The 16732-nt window shown below is 47.8% G+C and carries 13 protein-coding genes; 10 read left to right on the top strand and 3 right to left on the bottom strand.

All coding sequences use genetic code 11. The annotated features are described in order from the left end of the window. Positions 1 to 587 precede the first annotated feature (587 nt). From P2G88_RS19360 to P2G88_RS19345, 4 genes are all read left to right on the top strand, one after another. On the top strand, positions 588 to 1103 hold the full coding sequence (locus P2G88_RS19360) for a hypothetical protein (protein WP_275799301.1): 516 nt from the start codon (positions 588 to 590) through the stop codon (positions 1101 to 1103). Between the two features lie 474 nt (positions 1104 to 1577). Then, positions 1578 to 1814 (top strand): hypothetical protein, encoded by a 237-nt coding sequence (locus P2G88_RS19355; protein WP_275799298.1) that lies wholly within the window; start codon positions 1578 to 1580, stop codon positions 1812 to 1814. A gap of 57 nt (positions 1815 to 1871) precedes the next feature. Beyond that, positions 1872 to 2171: a DUF2845 domain-containing protein gene (locus P2G88_RS19350; RefSeq protein ID WP_275799296.1), complete on the top strand. Its 300-nt coding sequence runs from the start codon at positions 1872 to 1874 to the stop codon at positions 2169 to 2171. 107 nt (positions 2172 to 2278) lie between these two features. After that, entirely contained in the window at positions 2279 to 3481 is a 1203-nt protein-coding gene (locus P2G88_RS19345) for a sodium:proton antiporter (protein WP_275799293.1), read from the top strand. 152 nt (positions 3482 to 3633) lie between these two features. Here the strand turns inward: P2G88_RS19345 and P2G88_RS19340 are convergent, their stop codons facing one another. Further along, entirely contained in the window at positions 3634 to 5814 is a 2181-nt protein-coding gene (locus P2G88_RS19340; protein WP_275799290.1) for a S9 family peptidase, read from the bottom strand. A gap of 110 nt (positions 5815 to 5924) precedes the next feature. Further along, positions 5925 to 7787, bottom strand: coding sequence for a signal peptide peptidase SppA (gene sppA, locus P2G88_RS19335; RefSeq protein ID WP_275799287.1), 1863 nt, complete (start codon positions 7785 to 7787; stop codon positions 5925 to 5927). Positions 7788 to 8003: 216 nt separating this feature from the next. Here sppA and P2G88_RS19330 point away from each other — a divergent pair, with 216 nt between their 5' ends. Continuing rightward, a complete protein-coding gene (locus P2G88_RS19330) occupies positions 8004 to 10031 on the top strand; it encodes an NADPH-dependent 2,4-dienoyl-CoA reductase (protein ID WP_275799284.1) in 2028 nt (675 codons plus the stop codon). Between the two features lie 29 nt (positions 10032 to 10060). Here the strand turns inward: P2G88_RS19330 and P2G88_RS19325 are convergent, their stop codons facing one another. Next, positions 10061 to 10258 carry a hypothetical protein gene (locus P2G88_RS19325; protein WP_275799281.1) on the bottom strand — a complete coding sequence of 66 codons (198 nt, stop codon included), beginning with the start codon at positions 10256 to 10258 and terminating at the stop codon, positions 10061 to 10063. A gap of 80 nt (positions 10259 to 10338) precedes the next feature. On the opposite strand from P2G88_RS19325, the gene P2G88_RS19320 reads away from it, so the two are divergent. The 5 genes from P2G88_RS19320 (at position 10339) to P2G88_RS19300 (ending at position 16502) form a co-directional block, all read left to right on the top strand. Next, complete coding sequence (locus P2G88_RS19320; RefSeq protein WP_275799278.1) at positions 10339 to 10965, top strand: DoxX family protein; 627 nt, start codon at positions 10339 to 10341, stop codon at positions 10963 to 10965. A gap of 113 nt (positions 10966 to 11078) precedes the next feature. Then, positions 11079 to 11633 (top strand): NAD(P)H nitroreductase, encoded by a 555-nt coding sequence (locus P2G88_RS19315; protein WP_275799275.1) that lies wholly within the window; start codon positions 11079 to 11081, stop codon positions 11631 to 11633. Between the two features lie 438 nt (positions 11634 to 12071). Further along, positions 12072 to 14519: a S8 family serine peptidase gene (locus tag P2G88_RS19310; protein WP_275799273.1), complete on the top strand. Its 2448-nt coding sequence runs from the start codon at positions 12072 to 12074 to the stop codon at positions 14517 to 14519. Positions 14520 to 15138: 619 nt separating this feature from the next. Beyond that, a complete protein-coding gene (locus P2G88_RS19305) occupies positions 15139 to 15588 on the top strand; it encodes a RidA family protein (protein WP_275799269.1) in 450 nt (149 codons plus the stop codon). Then, positions 15588 to 16502: a formylglycine-generating enzyme family protein gene (locus tag P2G88_RS19300; protein ID WP_275799265.1), complete on the top strand. Its 915-nt coding sequence runs from the start codon at positions 15588 to 15590 to the stop codon at positions 16500 to 16502. The genes P2G88_RS19305 and P2G88_RS19300 overlap by 1 nt, the downstream gene beginning before the upstream one ends. The last annotated feature ends 230 nt before the right edge of the window (positions 16503 to 16732 follow it).

Below are 16732 nucleotides of genomic sequence, written 5' to 3'. Positions count from 1 at the left end.
GCAGGGCTTCTGCTTTAAACTCTTCGCCGTGGCGTTTACGGGATCTGGATTCTTTTGTCATGCTTCACCTCGATTGCGATTCTATCGCTTAACGAGGTGTCCAGTCTTGTTGGTATGGATCAAGCACCCGGGTCTTTGCAAGCCAATGAATGGATCGTCCACACAAGCATATTTCATTTGCCAAAATACCTGCTCCGCTTTCTTTCTAAGTAGCTGTTCCTATTAGTGCTACAGTGGGCGGGAACGCATGTAGAAACGCCGTGAATCCGTCCATGGAGGCTCTGCCTCATCATCCATGACAAGGAAGTTCTGTATCGCGCTTCCCGCCCTCTGCTCAGAATGAGTTACTATTCGGAACGTTTATTTAGATGTTGATGCTTTGTTTCTCAGAAAAACTCCCGGGGTAAGCTCTTTTGGCCATTAGCATTGAGTGTGGCTACCGGACGCCAAAGCGTTGGTTGTTGTCTACTTTCCAATTTTGGCAATTCGTCGTTAACAGGCTTCATTTCAGCGTAATGCCATTTTAGCCTCAGTTTGGAAGAGTTATGTTTTACTTTTACAACTTAAATTCGGGTAGATGAACAAAAATGAGTAAAATAATTGCGGGGCTGGCGTTATTAGTTTCATTTCACGTAACAGCAATTGAAAACGAAGTACATCAACAGATAAATCAACTTTTTGAGCGTCTTAATTTAGCTTATCAAGAACTAGATGTAGAGGCTGCATCAGCAACCTATTCAAATGATGGCTTATACATTTCCACTGGTAAAGAGCTGGATCTCAATATTGGCAACCCTGGACAAGTATATTTTAAGGAATGGTTTGCATCGTTGAAGCAAAATCAAAAATATGCAGACATCAATTTTCGGGTGAAAAAACGTGAGCAACTTGCATCTGACATCGTCGTTGATACCGGATATTACCGAATTCGCGTTTTCGATAAGCAAGGACACGCAACCGCTTCTAATTACGGTAAGTTTTTAAATATCAACCGACTGGTAAATGAGCAATGGATTAATTGGGCTGACGCTTTTGAATCCAATGGAGAAAACTCAGAGTACTGGGACGCAGCAAAACCAATAGAGAATCTGCGCTACGACTAAGTGTTATCATTTCTCGCAGTTGCCTTAGATATCTAGGTACTCACGTACAGCTTTGCCACTATCGGGACTGACTATGTGTCTGATTTTAATGGAATTGTTACTTTCCGTCAGTGCCGCTTGGTTTTTGCAGTTAGCTTCTGGCCAAGACGAATTCCAGGGGTGTATTATGTTGGATGCTGAAACTATAGGAAGGGTTATTCTGTGGATCTTATTGGATGGCGATCGCCTGCTGACTAATTTCAATCAAGAACTTTCAGAGGCTGTTAGGGGCTTTACACCAGCAAGTAGGATGCTAAGGAAATCCTGATTTGAGAAGATGGCGGGATTAAATTCGCCACCCAGGAATTTAACCTGCCAAAAATCTATGCCATTATCAATGGGATGCCTAGGCGACAAAGAGAAATGGGCGAAAAGCATTAAAAGTAGCGAAAAATTCCAATCATCTGTGTCGAAAAGTAGTTAAAAAGGAATGTTATGAAAATTAAAGGAACTGTCTTGTTGTTAATGCTGCTGGCAACCACTGCCTGTACCAGTGTGCAACGAGACCAGGTAGTCTACGACACCCTGGATGGTGCAGCAGGGAATATGGAGCAGAGGGCCAAGCAAAACGCTAATTCAGGTGAAGTGACCAAGCAAAAATCCGATGATTTTATTGCAGGCCTGTTTAACGCCATACTTCAGCCCATCTGGCGAACTTTGACCACTGATTAAGTAGGTTGATCTAAGCTAGGTAAGGCTTTGCTTCTCACTGCGAAAAGGACATATTCGATGAAAAGTACTATTCTCATCAGCGCATTGTTGCTGTCACTGTTAGCTGTAATCTCTACTGCTGCATATGCAGAGTCTTTCAGATGCCATACTAAATTGGTCATGGAAGGCGATTCCACCTATGCAGTAAAAGAAAAATGCGGTTTGCCAACCTCCGAAGAGCAGGTTGGATATGTCATGGTCGGCAATGGCTATGTGAATTTGACCCGATATTTCTATGACTTGGGATCCAGACGCTTATTGGTCACCCTCGATTTCCACAATGGGGTGTTGCAGCGCATTAGTTTTTCTCCGCGGTAAAACTAATTCCCACAGTTCAATAGGCGAAGGTGAAGTCTTTCTTGAAAGATCTATGGACCAAGCCTGGTCATTGAGTCATTGCTTGTGTCTTTGCCTGAGGTGTGCAGATGATCACCACACAATGGTTGCCAACACTGTTGTTAATATTCAGCGGCGGCGTATTGGCAGTGTTGACCAGCAAGATTACGCGTATGCCTCTGAGCCTGCATCTATTGCTTTGGGGAATGTTGGCGTCCTATCTGGTGCCCATATGGGGGCTGGATACCGGTATTCGCTACCATAATTTTCAACCGCTGATTCTTTTTATCTTGATCCCCATCCTGGTCTTTGAGGCCGCTTTAAACCTGCCGTCAAAGGTACTACGTCCACATTTAAAAACGACGCTTTTCAGCGCCAGCTTGGGCGTAGTACTTAGCGCAACCATCGCGGCTGCAATATTATATTTTGGTATCAATCACCCCAGTGGTTTTCCATGGATGGCGGCGCTTTTGGCTGGTGTGGTGATCACTGCTACTGATCCTGTGGCGGTAGTGGCTCAGCTAAAAGAGGCAAAAGCGTCACCTTCGTTGGCGGCTCAATTGGAAGGTGAAAGTCTGTTCAATGACGCTACCGTCATCGTTCTCTTTTCAGTGGTGCTCGGGTTGGCACTGGAACAGCAATTTTCGGTGGCGGAAACCATATGGCAACTGGTTAGGGTATTGGCTGGTGGTGTATTGGCGGGGGCACTCTTAGGATTCGTTGCAGGGCAGCTTCTACGACATGTTGATCTCAGTGCCGGGCAAAAGATGCTGGTGTGTCTGTTATTAGCTTATGGTGCGTTCTTTATTGCTGAGTCGTTACTGCATGTGTCCGGTGTGTTTGCCGTTCTTGTGGCTGCTTTGCAGGTAAAAAAATCGCTGATTGATGCCACCGCAGAGGGAATGCAACAAGCCTATTGGGATCTGTTAGCCTTTATCGCCAATGTTCTGGTGTTTTTCCTGATGGGCCTGGTAGTCACTTTTGATATGTTCAGTTCCCAATGGTTAGCAATGTTATTGGGTATTCTCGCAGCCATGCTTTCCAGGCTTATCGGCGTGTATTTTTCCTTTGCCGCGGGCAAATATGTTTTACGCGAACCTGTTCAATGGCGAAATGGGCTTTTGCTGTGGTGGGGTGGATTGCGGGGAGTCATTAGCATTGCTTTGGTCCTTTCTTTGCCGTTGGAATTGGAAACCTGGTGGACTATCCAGTCCATTGGCTTTGCTGTGGTGCTGTTTTCCTTAACGGTCCAAGCACTCAGTTATCCTTGGTTACTGAATAAGCTCAGATAAATGAGGGGGCTTGTGCGGCGGGCACATCAGGTTCCGTGTGTTCTGTAGAAAGCCTTAATGGCTCTTGTGCGTATATGTTGGCCATCGGCTTAGGACAATGTCGTTTACTAACTGGCAGATAGAAGAACGGGAGCCGAAGCTCCCGTTTGCCTTTATTGCTTCTGTTCAAGCAAATCGAGGAAGAAGGCGTATTCAAGGGCGGTGTCATAAAGCCGCTTAAAGCGTCCCGATGCACCGCCATGACCGGCTTCCATATCCACCTTCATAAGCAGAATATTATTGTCGGTTTTCATATCACGTAGTTTGGCTACCCACTTGGCAGGTTCAAAATATTGCACCTGTGAATCGTGAAGACCGGTGGTGACCAGTAGGTTAGGGTAGTTTTGTGCCTTCACCTGATCATAAGGGGAGTAAGAGAGCATATAGGCGTAATACTCTTTCTCTTTCGGATTGCCCCATTCGTCAAATTCATTGGTGGTCAGCGGAATGCTCTCATCCAGCATGGTGGTAACCACATCTACAAAAGGTACATGTGCAGCAACACCCTGGTACAACTCAGGGGCTTGATTGATCACTGCGCCCATCAGCAAACCACCGGCACTGCCACCCACGGCAAAGACCTTATCTTTATTTCCGTAACCTTGCGCAACCAGCGCCTTAGTGGCATCTACAAAGTCATTAAAAGTATTTTTCTTATTGAGCTTTTTGCCGTCCTCATACCAAGGGCGTCCAAGCATCTCAGAACCGCGAACATGGGCAATGGCAAACACAAATCCACGATCCAGTAAGCTCAGGCGGTTGCTGGAGAAAGTGGGATCGATTGTCGAGCCATAAGAGCCATAGCCGTAAATGTAGAGTGGATTACTGCCATCTTTTTTGAACTTATCTTTGCGATAGACCAGGCTCACCGGCACTTTAGCGCCATCGAGGGCATCGATAAACAAGCGCTCAGAATGGTAATTATCGGCGTTAAAGTCACCTAACACTGGCTGTTGTTTACGCATCACCAGCGACAGCTCCTGCAGATCCACATCATAATGGGTTCCTGGCGTGGTCAGGCTGCTGTAATAGATGCGTACGCCAGGATTATCCAGTTCATTGTTGCCATACAGGTATAAGGCGTAGGCGTCATCCTGAAATGCAATCTGGCGAGGTTCACCGCCATTAAAATCCTGTACAAATAAACGAGATTGACCATAGTTTCGGGCTTTGTAGACAAGGTGGTTGTCAAACAGCTCCATCTCTTCCAGCTTGGTGTCAGGACGATGAGGGATCACCTCCTGCCACAGGCTCTTGTCGCCCAGTTTATCAATAGACACCTTCATTAAACGGAAATTTTTGGCATCCAGGTTGGTCAGGATATAGAGCTCTTGTCCTCGTTTACCAATTTGGTACTCGAGGCCTGCTTCTCTTGGCACAACGGCAACAGGCATGGCTTTGGGATCATTGGCATCAATCAGGGAGATGCCTTTACTCTCTGTCGCAACGTGGTTGATATAGACAAAACTGCTGTCCTTACTTTTGCCAAGATAGGTGTAGAAGGATTTATCCTGTTCTTCGTAGACCAGTTCATCGGTGCTCTGCTCACTCCCCAATTTATGGCGATAGACCTGATATCCCAGCAGGGTTTGGGGATCTTTTTTGATGTAATAAAGGTGCTGGTTGTCATTGCCCCAGATGATTTGACCTGAGGTGCCCTCCAACTGATCGTCAAGCAGTTTGCCGGTGCTCAGATCTTTAAATTTGACGGTGTAAATTCGACGGCTTAGGCTATCCTCGCCGTAAGCCATCAGCTGCCCATTTTCGCTAACACTGATGCCACTTACATTAAAGTAGTTGTGACCTTCAGCCAGGGCGTTTACATCCAGAATGACTTCTTTGCCCTTGCCATCCATATCCTGACTTCTGACATACACCGGGTACTCGTTCTCGCCGCGCATTTCAGTGGCGTAATAATACTGGCCGTCTTTTACGGCAGGGGAATCATCGTCCTTTTGTATACGCCCTTTCATTTCTTCAAAAAGCCGAATCTGTAAATCCTGCGTATGCGCTAATACTGCATCCGTGTAGGCATTTTCTGCATCAAGATAGGCCAGAACCTTAGGGTCTTTACGCTCGTCGTCACGCATCCAGTAATAGTTATCTATACGGGTATCACCATGAATGGTCATTTCATGGGCGATCTTTTCCGCGAGAGGCGCTTTAACTGCACTTTGTACTTTTGACTGGGCTGTTGCGGGTGTCTGAGGCGCTTGATTCTGCTGTGCCGGTGAGCAGGCGCCGAGTAATGAAGCAACCAGCAGCGGGAGATAAAGTTTGAGATTTTTCTGCATCGTCTGTCCCTGTTGTTATTATTCTGAAACTGAGAGACTGCAGATAGTAGCGTTAAAACTGAACGGCTCAAACAGAAAAAACCCGCCATGCGGCGGGTCTTTAAACCTATCTACACTTTACAGGGTAGACAATAGGCGTATGCCCCTTTGGGATCATTAAGTTGCGCCATGGCCTCAAACTCAGACACCAGTTGTTTCACCAGTCCCATTAATTGACTGTCAGATTGACCGCGCAGGGCTCCGCCAAACAGTGAGGCCCCTTTACCGAAGAATTCGTTCCAGAATTGCTCCTTGGGACTGAGATCACGCTCTACAAATTGGGTGTCATATTGGTCAAGTTTGGCCAGCTCCGCTGCAGATTTAATCGCATCGTCCAGATAGCCCAACTTATCGACCAAGCCTAACTCCTGCGCCTTTGTGCCAATCCAAACGCGGCCCTGACCGATTTCATCCACCCTGTCTTTATCCATCTCGCGCTTTTCCGCTACCAGGCTTATAAACTGCTCGTATCCATGCTCGACATTGCGCTGGATAATTTGTCCAAGTTTGGGATCAAGTGATCTGGCCGGGCTAAAGCCGGAAAACTCTGTGGTACCCACACCATCGGCATGAATGCCCAAGTAATCCAAGGTTTTTTCATAGGTCATAAACATACCGAAAATGCCTATGGAGCCGGTGATGGTGCTGGGCGCTGCCCATATTTCATCGGCACCGGCAGAAATCCAGTAGCCACCTGATGCCGCATAGGTACTCATGGACACCACCACTGGTTTGCCGGCAGCTTTAAGCAACTCGACTTCCTGACGAATGATTTCCGAGGCAAAGGCGCTGCCTCCGGGGCTGTCCACTTGCAGCACCACTGCTTTGATCTTGTTGTCCTGTCGTGCCTTTCTCAATAGTGCTGCCGTACTGTCTCCACCAATGGTACCGGCCTTCTGGGTACCGTTTAAAATAGTACCCTTAGCAACCACCACGCCTACTTGTTGGGTATCTCCCTGCTCAGGCAAATGGAAGGGGGACTTAATGACGCTTAAATACTGTTCATAGCCGATATGGCGGTAACCCCTGCTGTTGTCATCTTTGCCGGTTAACTCAATTAATTCGTTACGCACTTCTTCACGGGTTTTAAGTGCATCCACCCAACTATTATCAAGAGCATATTGGGCAAAGTCACCGTTAGCCTGTTCTAGCTTTGCAAGGAAAGCATCCAGCTTTTCGTCAAACTGGGTGAGCGGGATATTGCGTGCTTTGGCAACATCCTGTTTGTATTGCATCCAAAGCGTATTAAGCCACTCCTGGTTTGCCTCGCGCGCCGCCTCTGACATGTCGTCACGAATAAAAGGTTCGATGGCAGACTTATAAGTGCCGACCCTAAATACATGGGTAGTAGCCTTGAGTTTTTCCAATGCAGATTTGAAGTACAGCGGATAGCGGCCATAACCGTCTAAAATCATCCATCCCATGGGATTCATGTAAACGTGGTTGGCATGGCTGGCCAAGTAATATTGTTCCTGACTGAAATAGTCGCCGATAGCATAAACCGCCTTGCCACTTTCTTTAAAGCTTTCCAGCGATTCGGCAATTTGACCCAACTTGTCCAATCCGCCGCGCTGTAACGCGTGCAGATCCAGCACCAGGGTCTTAATACGTTGATCATGCTTGGCGTTGTCGATGGCAAAAAGCACATCTCTTAACAGCACTTCGGGATTTTCTTCTTTCTCGTCGAAGGCTTCCTGCATGAATTTTTCAAAAGGATCGACCGATGTCTTCTCAATCACCAGATCGCCTCGCAAATTCAGCACTAAGGCCGAGTCTTTGGGGACCACAATTTTCCCATTATCACTAAAGATCGCAGCCAATATCGCCAGTGCGATAATGATGAAAATGATGTTGAAAAACAGGTTTCTGGTAAAGTTAAGTGCGGTCCACAAGCCGCTGAAAATCGATACAGTTACACTCTTTGCACTTGCCATAACTACAACTATTCACTTTTTGATAACTGTATCCTATCCAAAGTCGACAAGATCCAGAAATGCTAAATGTAATGATTTATGACCTGACAGCCGTTTTGGTTCATTACTGTTGTGCAGCCTAGACTAGTCTTTGTTACCTTGTTGTTAGTAAAACGGATGAAATCCTCCCCTGAGTTGAGGTAAACTCCGAACAGGTATGACCAGTCGAGTAAAATAATGAATAAGCATCCGTTGTATCCAAATCTGCTTTCCCCATTGGATCTGGGCTTCACTACGCTAAAAAACCGTGTATTGATGGGCTCGATGCACCTTGGCCTTGAAGAAGAAAAAGGCGGTGTGGAAAAATTGGCTGCCTTTTACGCAGAACGTGCAGCCGGGGGCGTTGGACTCATTGTCACCGGTGGCGTAGCACCTAATCGCCAAGGCTGGGTATTTCCCTTCGCCTCGCGTATGACGCGAAAGTCACATGCTAAAGAGCATGCTCACATTACCGAAGCGGTGCATGCCCATGGCGGTAAAATATGTATGCAAATCCTGCATACCGGACGTTATGGCTATCATCCGATTGCGGTTGCACCATCAGCCATTCCAACCCCCATCAATCCCTTTAAGCCCTGGGAAATGTCCAAGCGGGGTATCCATTCTACCATCAAGGATTATGCAAACTGTGCTGCCATGTCCAAACTCGCCGGTTACGATGGCGTGGAAGTGATGGGCTCAGAAGGCTATCTGATTAACCAGTTTTTGTGTCCACGCACCAATCAGCGCCAGGACGAGTGGGGTGGAAGTTTTGAAAATCGCGCCCGCTTCCCCGTTGAGGTGGTAAAGGCTATCCGCCAAAAGGTGGGTAAGGACTTTATTATTATTTATCGTCTGTCCATGCTCGATCTGGTCGAAGGCGGCAGCCAATGGGAAGAGGTGGTAGCCCTGGGCAAAATGATCGAAGAAGCCGGGGCGACCATCATCAATACCGGCATTGGTTGGCACGAAGCCAGGGTACCTACCATTGCTACTATGGTGCCAAGAGCGGCCTTTACCTGGGTGACAGAACGCATTAAGCAAGAGCTTTCCGTGCCGCTGATCACCAGTAACCGTATCAACACCCCAGAAGTGGCAGAAAAAGTGCTGGCCTCTGGACATGCGGATATGGTGTCTATGGCCAGGCCTTTCCTCGCCGATCCGGAATTTGTGAACAAAGCCGAACAGCAGCGTGCTGATGAGATCAATACCTGTATTGCCTGTAACCAAGCCTGTTTGGATCATGTATTTAAGAAAAAACGCGCCACATGTTTGGTCAACCCCAGGGCAGGTTATGAGACCGAGCTGAATTTCCCGCTGACCAATCACAAGAAGAAGCTGGCTGTAGTGGGCGCCGGCCCTGCCGGATTAGCTTTTAGCTGCTACGCCGCTGAGCGTGGCCATGAAGTCCACCTGTTTGATAAGGCCAAGGAAATTGGTGGTCAGTTTAATTATGCTAAACAGATCCCGGGTAAAGAGGAGTTCTACGAAACGCTGCGATACTTTACCAAACGCATCGAAAAAACGGGCGTGAACCTGCACCTGGAAAGCCCGCAAACGGTCGAAAGCTTGGTTAGCGGCGGTTTTGATCAAGTGATTCTGGCAACCGGTATCGCACCACGAAAGCTGGATATTCCTGGAATCGATCATCCAAAAGTAATGAGTTATCTGGACGTTCTGCGTGATCACAAACCCGTAGGCAAAAAAGTTGCCATTATCGGTGCTGGCGGTATCGGTTTCGACGTGGGTGAATTCTTGGTAGAGGAACATTCCCTCAGTACTGCTCCTGAGGCATGGCTCAGGAATTGGGGGATTGATGCCCAATACCGCGAACGCGGTGGTCTGATGAAGCCCGAAATTGATCCACCGGCCCGCGAAATTTGGTTGTTGCAACGTAAGGCCAGCAAAGTGGGTAAGGGGCTTGGCAGCACCACCGGCTGGATCCACCGAAGCTCATTGCAACGCAAAAATGTACAGATGATCCCTGGCGTCACCTACAAGCAGATTGACGATCAAGGTCTGCATATCGAAGTAAACGGTGAAACACGCTGTCTGGAAGTGGATAACGTTATTATCTGTGCAGGGCAGGAGCCTCTTCGCGCACTGCAGCAAGGACTGTTAGATGCTGGCGTGCAAACCCACTTAATTGGGGGCGCCGATGTGGCCGCAGAGCTTGATGCCAAGCGGGCAATAAACCAAGGCGCCAGATTGGCTGCGGTCATCTAAGTCGAACAGAGAAAACACTACAGAGGAGCTCAGGCTCCTCTTTTTTTTCCCTTGTTCTTCTCATCAACATCCAACCACTTCTTAATCAGCTGAGCAATACGCACATAATCTTCCTCAGCAAAACTTTTAAGCAGCGCCGCTTTCTTCGCATTGGCTCTGACCTTAGGTTGCTGTCGGGCATATAAACGCCCTAATGCTCCCTGTGGTTTTTGCCCATCTGTACTCATTTTCTGCCTTTTGTTAAAAAGTGGGGAAGAAATTCAGGAAAACGACTATCTATACACTCAACAATAAGATGGAGTCTTCTATGTCGTTACTTAACCTGTACCTGCCGTTGCAACGCGCCTTGGACAATACCCGTATTGCCGATGGTATAGCGCCACTGCTTATAAGATTATACCTCGCGCCTGTTTTGATTCAGGCAGGCTGGAACAAGTTCAACCATTTTGACGACACCGTCGCTTGGTTTGGCAATCCTGATTGGGGATTGGGGCTGCCGTTTCCGGTGCTGATGGCCAGTTTGGCTATTGCAGCAGAATTAGGTGGGGCATGTTTAATGCTAATTGGTTTAGCTACCCGTTGGGTCGCCATTCCTCTGATGATCACTATGTTGGTGGCAGCCTTTACCGCGCACTGGCAAAACGGCTGGCTGGCGATTGCCGATGCCTCCAGTTGGCTTGCCGACGGTACCTTATTCTTAAATGAATCAGTAATGGCTGCGCCAGAAAAACTCGCTGCCGCCAACTATCTTCTTAAGGAGCATGGCAATTACGATTGGCTGACTTCCAGTGGTAAATTTGTGATCCTCAACAACGGTATCGAATTCGCGGCAACCTATTTTGTGATGCTGTTGGTGCTTTTCTTTACCGGGGGAGGACGCTTCACCAGTGTCGACTATTTTCTGGCTCGCCATTTCATGAAAAACGCTAAGTAAGGATTTAGTAAGCTTGTCTGCCAGTTCTTTAAGCGATTAACGAGCCGGCTACTTGTCAAAATGCTAATGTTTTCCTAACTTAGCCACTTAATCACTTTCTTATCAGTAGATGCATGCAAGCTTTAGAACTTCTGCTTAACCGACAATCCCAGCCTCGTTTACAAGAGCCGGCCCCCTCAGGCCCGGCCTTAGACAACATATTCAGGGCTGCGCTACGCGCGCCTGATCACGGCAACCTTACCCCCTGGCGCTTTATTGTATGCAAGGGCAAAGGGTTGACCAAACTTGGAGAGATCTTCGAGCAAGGCGCTATTGCCGCTGATATGTCAGAAAAAGATATTGAACGGGCCCCAAGTCTGCCATTGCGCGCGCCCATGGTAATTATTGCTATCACGCAATATAAAGAGCATGCCAAAGTTCCCTGGATAGAACAGGTGGCTTCTACGGCTTGTGCGGTACAGGCAATGCAGATGGCCGCTTTCGCCCAGGGGTTCGGTGGAATTTGGCGGACCGGAAGTTATGCGCAAAATGAGGAAGTAAAAAACGCCTTCAAGTTGGCTGAACAAGACGAAATTGTCGGTTTTCTCTATTTGGGGACGTCTGTCATCCCCAACTCACCTCAACCATCGCGCGATCCCAACAGCTATTTTGAATTTTTGTCTGAGTAGCCTCTGGCTACTCGACACAACAAAGGTTAATATTTCGCCGCCGCGCTTACTATCTTTTCAGCCACTATCCCTCTAAATTGCGTCCAGTTCCTTGGTCAATAAGAATCGGCTCAGGTCATCCGACCTGACAATATTATTTTGCATTTTTTGCCCTTTGCGTATTTACATATTGTTACAGATTGGGTACTTTTCACCCACTGCTGTAATAAAAATGACTTATAAGAAGAATAAAAAATGCTCAATCTTTATACGCCTTTACCAAATCGCCTAAATCTCCGGCTTAGTTATCAGCGCCACTAGCCACAATCCAGTTTCCGAACGATTAACTAATGCCTAACTGGGTAGGAGGTGCTGTCCCTAAAAAACGTGTTTCGTGACAAATAGAACCAAGCAACAAGTAAATAAATATATAAAACAATAAGATGGAAAATCTGACTAATGATTAATAAACCTTCTAACATCCTCTTCAGCAGCCTGGCGCTGGCGGTGATGACTGCCATGTCTGCAACGGCAACTGAGTTGAAGCCCGCCGACCCGGCTGCAGATAACAGTCTGGTATCTGCTTCTGAGACCTCTTTCGCCGATTGGCTGGCCAAGCGTGGCAGTGCCGCCAAGCTGGATACCACCGACCGAATGATCATCCGCTTTGAAGATAGTCAACTGGTCAATGCATTTGAAGCACTATCCGGTAAGGCACAAGGCCTGGATAAAGCCGTTGACCAAGCCAAACTGCAATCTGCTCAACAAATACTGAAAAGCCTGAACAAGCAACTGGGTGAACAGGTTCAGTTTGTACGCGGCATTGATGCAAACCAAGGCGTATTTGCCCTGGCCAAAGAAAAGTCGGTGAAGGACATCAACCAACTGGCCATGGTGATTGCCAAAATGCCTGGCGTTGCCACCGCCGAAGCCGATCCTAAGCGTTATCCGCTGGCCCAAAACCAGCCCTGGGGTATCAGTGCGGTCCAAGCGAACCAGGTGTCAGACAATGATGCAGCCAACCGTAAGGTCTGTATCATTGACTCAGGTTACGACATCAACAACCCCGATTTAAGCGGTAACCAGCATGCCGGTACCAACGACTCCGGTACCGGTAACTGGTATGTGCCTGGTGGCTCTCATGGTACCCACGTAGCCGGTACCATTGCTGCCATCAACAATACCCAGGGCGTGGTGGGCGTAATGCCAAACCAAAACGTCAAGCTGCATATCGTGAAAGTATTCAGCGAAGCGGGTTGGTCTTACAGTAGTGATCTGGTCACTGCGGTAAATACCTGTAAGAACAATGGCGCCAATGTGGTGAACATGTCTTTAGGTGGCCCCAGCTCTTCGACCTCAGAAAGCAACGGCATGGCCAGCGCCTACAACGGTGGCGTATTGCTTGTCGCCGCGGCTGGTAACGATGGCAATTCAACCCATTCTTATCCGGCTTCTTACGATGCCGTCATCTCCGTAGCCGCCGTCGATGAAACCGGTCTGCATGCAGAGTTTTCCCAGTACACCAGCCAGGTTGAACTGTCTGGTCCTGGTGAAGCCATTCTGTCCACCGTTGGTCTGGGAGATGGTCGTCAGGGTTATCTGACCTGGGGCAGTAACAGCGCCGGTGATGACCGTGTGTTGCCACATTCCCGCTATGTACAAAGCGGCACCAACTATGTAAATGGCGATATTAACGCATCGGTTAACGGTACTTTGGCTGCTTGTACAACATCTGGCACCAGCTTTAGCTGCGGCAATATGAGCGGTAAGATCTGTGTGGTTGAACGTGCACAGAACCAGTCAGGTAGCACATATCCTGAAATCAACCCCATCCAGGCTTGTCAAAACGCCGGAGCGGTAGGTGCCGTGGTTTACAGTAAGAGCGACAGACCCGGTCTGCAAAACCCTTACCTGGTAGATGGTAGCGGTGTGATCAGTATCCCCAGCGTATCGGTCAACCGTACTTTGGGACAGCAATTGGCTGCTGCAGCCGGCACTTCTGCCACGTTGCAAACCGTCGCCAATACAAACTACGCCTACTACAACGGTACCTCCATGGCGTCACCCCATGTGGCAGGCGTTGCCGCACTGGCCTGGAGTAAGAACCCTACCTGTACAGCCAGTCAGGTGCGCACAGCACTGCGTAGCACTGCAGTAGACTTGGATACTGCCGGACGTGATAACCGCACCGGGTATGGCTTGGTACAAACCAAGGCTGCATCCGACTACATGGCAGCTAACTGCAGTGGCACTACGCCACCACCAACAGGTCCTGTGGCACTGACCAATGGCGTTGCACAGAGCAATCTGTCGGCCGCTAAGGATGCCTCTTTGGACTTCACGTTGGCGGTACCTGCTAATGCTACTGACTTGTCTTTTGCGATGTCAGGTGGTAGCGGTGATGCGGATCTGTATGTGAAGTTTGGCTCAGCGCCAACGACCAGCAGCTATGACTGCCGTTCCTGGAATACCGGTAACAGCGAAACCTGTAACATCAGTACCGCCCAACAGGGGACTTACTATGTCAAGGTTGTGGCTTATGCTGCCTTCTCAGGCGCCAGCCTGACCGGTAGCTATACCGAACCGACCTCTGGTGGCGGTACCGGTGGTACAGCATCAGCAACCAATATTTCCGCGAATAAGAACGCCTGGAAGTACTACACCCTGGATATTCCTGCGGGCATGAAGACCCTGACGGTAACCACCAGTGGCGGTAGCGGTGATGCGGATCTGTATCTGCGCTTAGGTAGCAATCCTACTACCAGCACTTATACCTGCCGTTCTTGGGCCAGCGGCAACGCTGAAACCTGTACGATCAGTAACCCCACTGCAGGTACCTGGAACATCGGTCTCTACGGATATCGCGCCTTCTCAGGCGTAACTTTAAACGCCCAGTGGCAACCCTAAAGATTCAGTTGTTTAGTTAGTTAAAAGCCGGTGCATATCACCGGCTTTTTTAATGCATGTAGTTCTTCCTCGCCATCAATTGACGGTTTGATTTTTTACTGGCCGGATAAAGAGGCGATAAAGCGCTGCCGAACGTGCCCTGAAGCAGGTAAAAGGCAGAGAAAAACGGCATCAAAGGTATAAAGTGCAGGTGTTGTAAATAAAAAAGGAATACAACATTGCTCCGCATAATTTGGAGTTATTCCCTTTTATTCTGCCCTTGGGTCCATATAACGAATCACTCCACAAGAAAGATAAAGGAAAAGCCATCTAAGCAGACCTTTATATTTTTCATGTACTGCACTTCTTTCTCAGTAGTTTGCGCTATTCGAAGTGCGGGGAAAGTGGACCACATCAGAGATATGTTGCATACCGATAACTTAGGGTATCGATAGAAAAGTTAGCAATATTTACCTCCTTTTGATTGGCGATAATGGAATTTACCGCGCAGTTTTGAGTTTTTACCTCATTTTGCTGGAATGATGTTTGGGCATAGCTATTGTCTGCTGTCAGTACAGACATACTATACGTTGCGTGCATTCCATCAATCCTACTTTTGGGGGATATTTTGTCGGTTTATATGAAGTTATCCAAGTTGCTTATTCTTGCATCTTTTTTATCCAACCCGGTTGTTATCGCGTCGGCCAAAGAACTGGTAATTGAAAGAGATGTCCCTACAGCAATCCATCAGGAAACGGGCTTTTCAGAGTCTGTCAAGTTGGGAAATACCTTGTATATTTCCGGCATAGTGAGCAACGCGCCGACATATGATGAACAGGTGAAAGACATTTATGGAAAGATTGGCAAGATTCTCAAAAAGCACGATTTAACCTTTGACAACGTTTTTAGAGAGACCATTTACACCAGCAGTATGGATGAATTACGCCAAGCCTTAAATACAAGAAAGTCTTTCTATTCCCCCGGGGTATACCCTGCGGCCTCCTGGGTAGAAGTAAGCAGACTATATTATGCTTCGTTCAAACTGGAAGTTGAGGTGACGGCTTATATTCCGGACAGCGGTGAAAATTAATGAATTATTTCACGATGAAAAGGACCCTTGGCAACCAAGTAATGCTTCTGGTGCTTTGTGGTGGCATTTTTTGTTTCCTTTTAACAAAGAGTGCGCACGCAAATGAAGGCTTCAAAGACTGTGATGACTGTCCGGAAATGATCGAGATTCCATCGGGTAAATTTACGATGGGAACGCCGGCTGATGAATTGAAGCGGGCTGAAAATGAGGGGCCTCAGAAAGAAATTGTGTTCGAGAGAAGCTTTGCCATGAGCAAATACGAAATTACCGTGGCTGATTTTTCAGCATTTGTCGAGACGTCCGGATATCAGGTTGAAGGGAAGTGTTACATTATATCTGGTGAAGACTGGCGGGAAAGTTCGGAGCACAACTGGCAAAACCCGGGCTTTAGCCAGGACAATGCTCACCCTGTCACATGTGTTAGCTGGCATGATGCCAACGCTTATACAAACTGGTTGAGCCAACAAACAGGCTTAAACTATGCCTTACCCAGTGAAGCCCAGTGGGAATATGCGGCCAGAGCGAATACGCAAACGACTTTTTACACCGGAGTTACCATTGATGCTACTCAGGCGAATTTTAACGGGGCGAAGACATATGGGGAGGGAAAGGAAGGTGAGTATCGTCAAAAATCAACGCAAGTCGGTCGTTTCCCTGCTAACCCCTTTGGACTGTATGACATATTGGGCAATATGTTTGAGTGGACAGCAGACTGTTGGTATGAAGATTTAAGCAAGATCCCTACAGATGGGGGCATCTTGGTTATCAGTCCATGTGACAAACGAACCTGGAAAGGTGGATCCTGGTATAATGATCCTCAGCACGTACGGCCTGGTTTCAGGGAAGGAGGAGACCCTTCTGTTCGTGCCAACGATATCGGCTTCAGGGTGGTCAGAAATTTCTCTGTCCAATAAGAAATGTGAACCAAAGGTATAATGATTGCTTTGCTTTCCAAACCTGACAGGCCTGTACTTTGCTGAATCATTACATCAGAGAGATAAAGAAAAGGCCTGCTTAGCAGGCCTCAGATTGATGATAAACCCCACCATTTTGGTGGGGTTTTGTTTTTTAGGGCCATCCAGTGAGTTTTCCGTGGCTCCTTACCTATTGATGGGATCGGCTGATTTTTTCTTAAGCGTGATTG

Source organism: Aliiglaciecola sp. CAU 1673 (assembly GCF_029223185.1).
In the GTDB taxonomy this organism is placed as follows: Bacteria; Pseudomonadota; Gammaproteobacteria; order Enterobacterales; family Alteromonadaceae; genus Bowmanella.
This window is presented reverse-complemented; position numbering and strand designations above follow the sequence as displayed.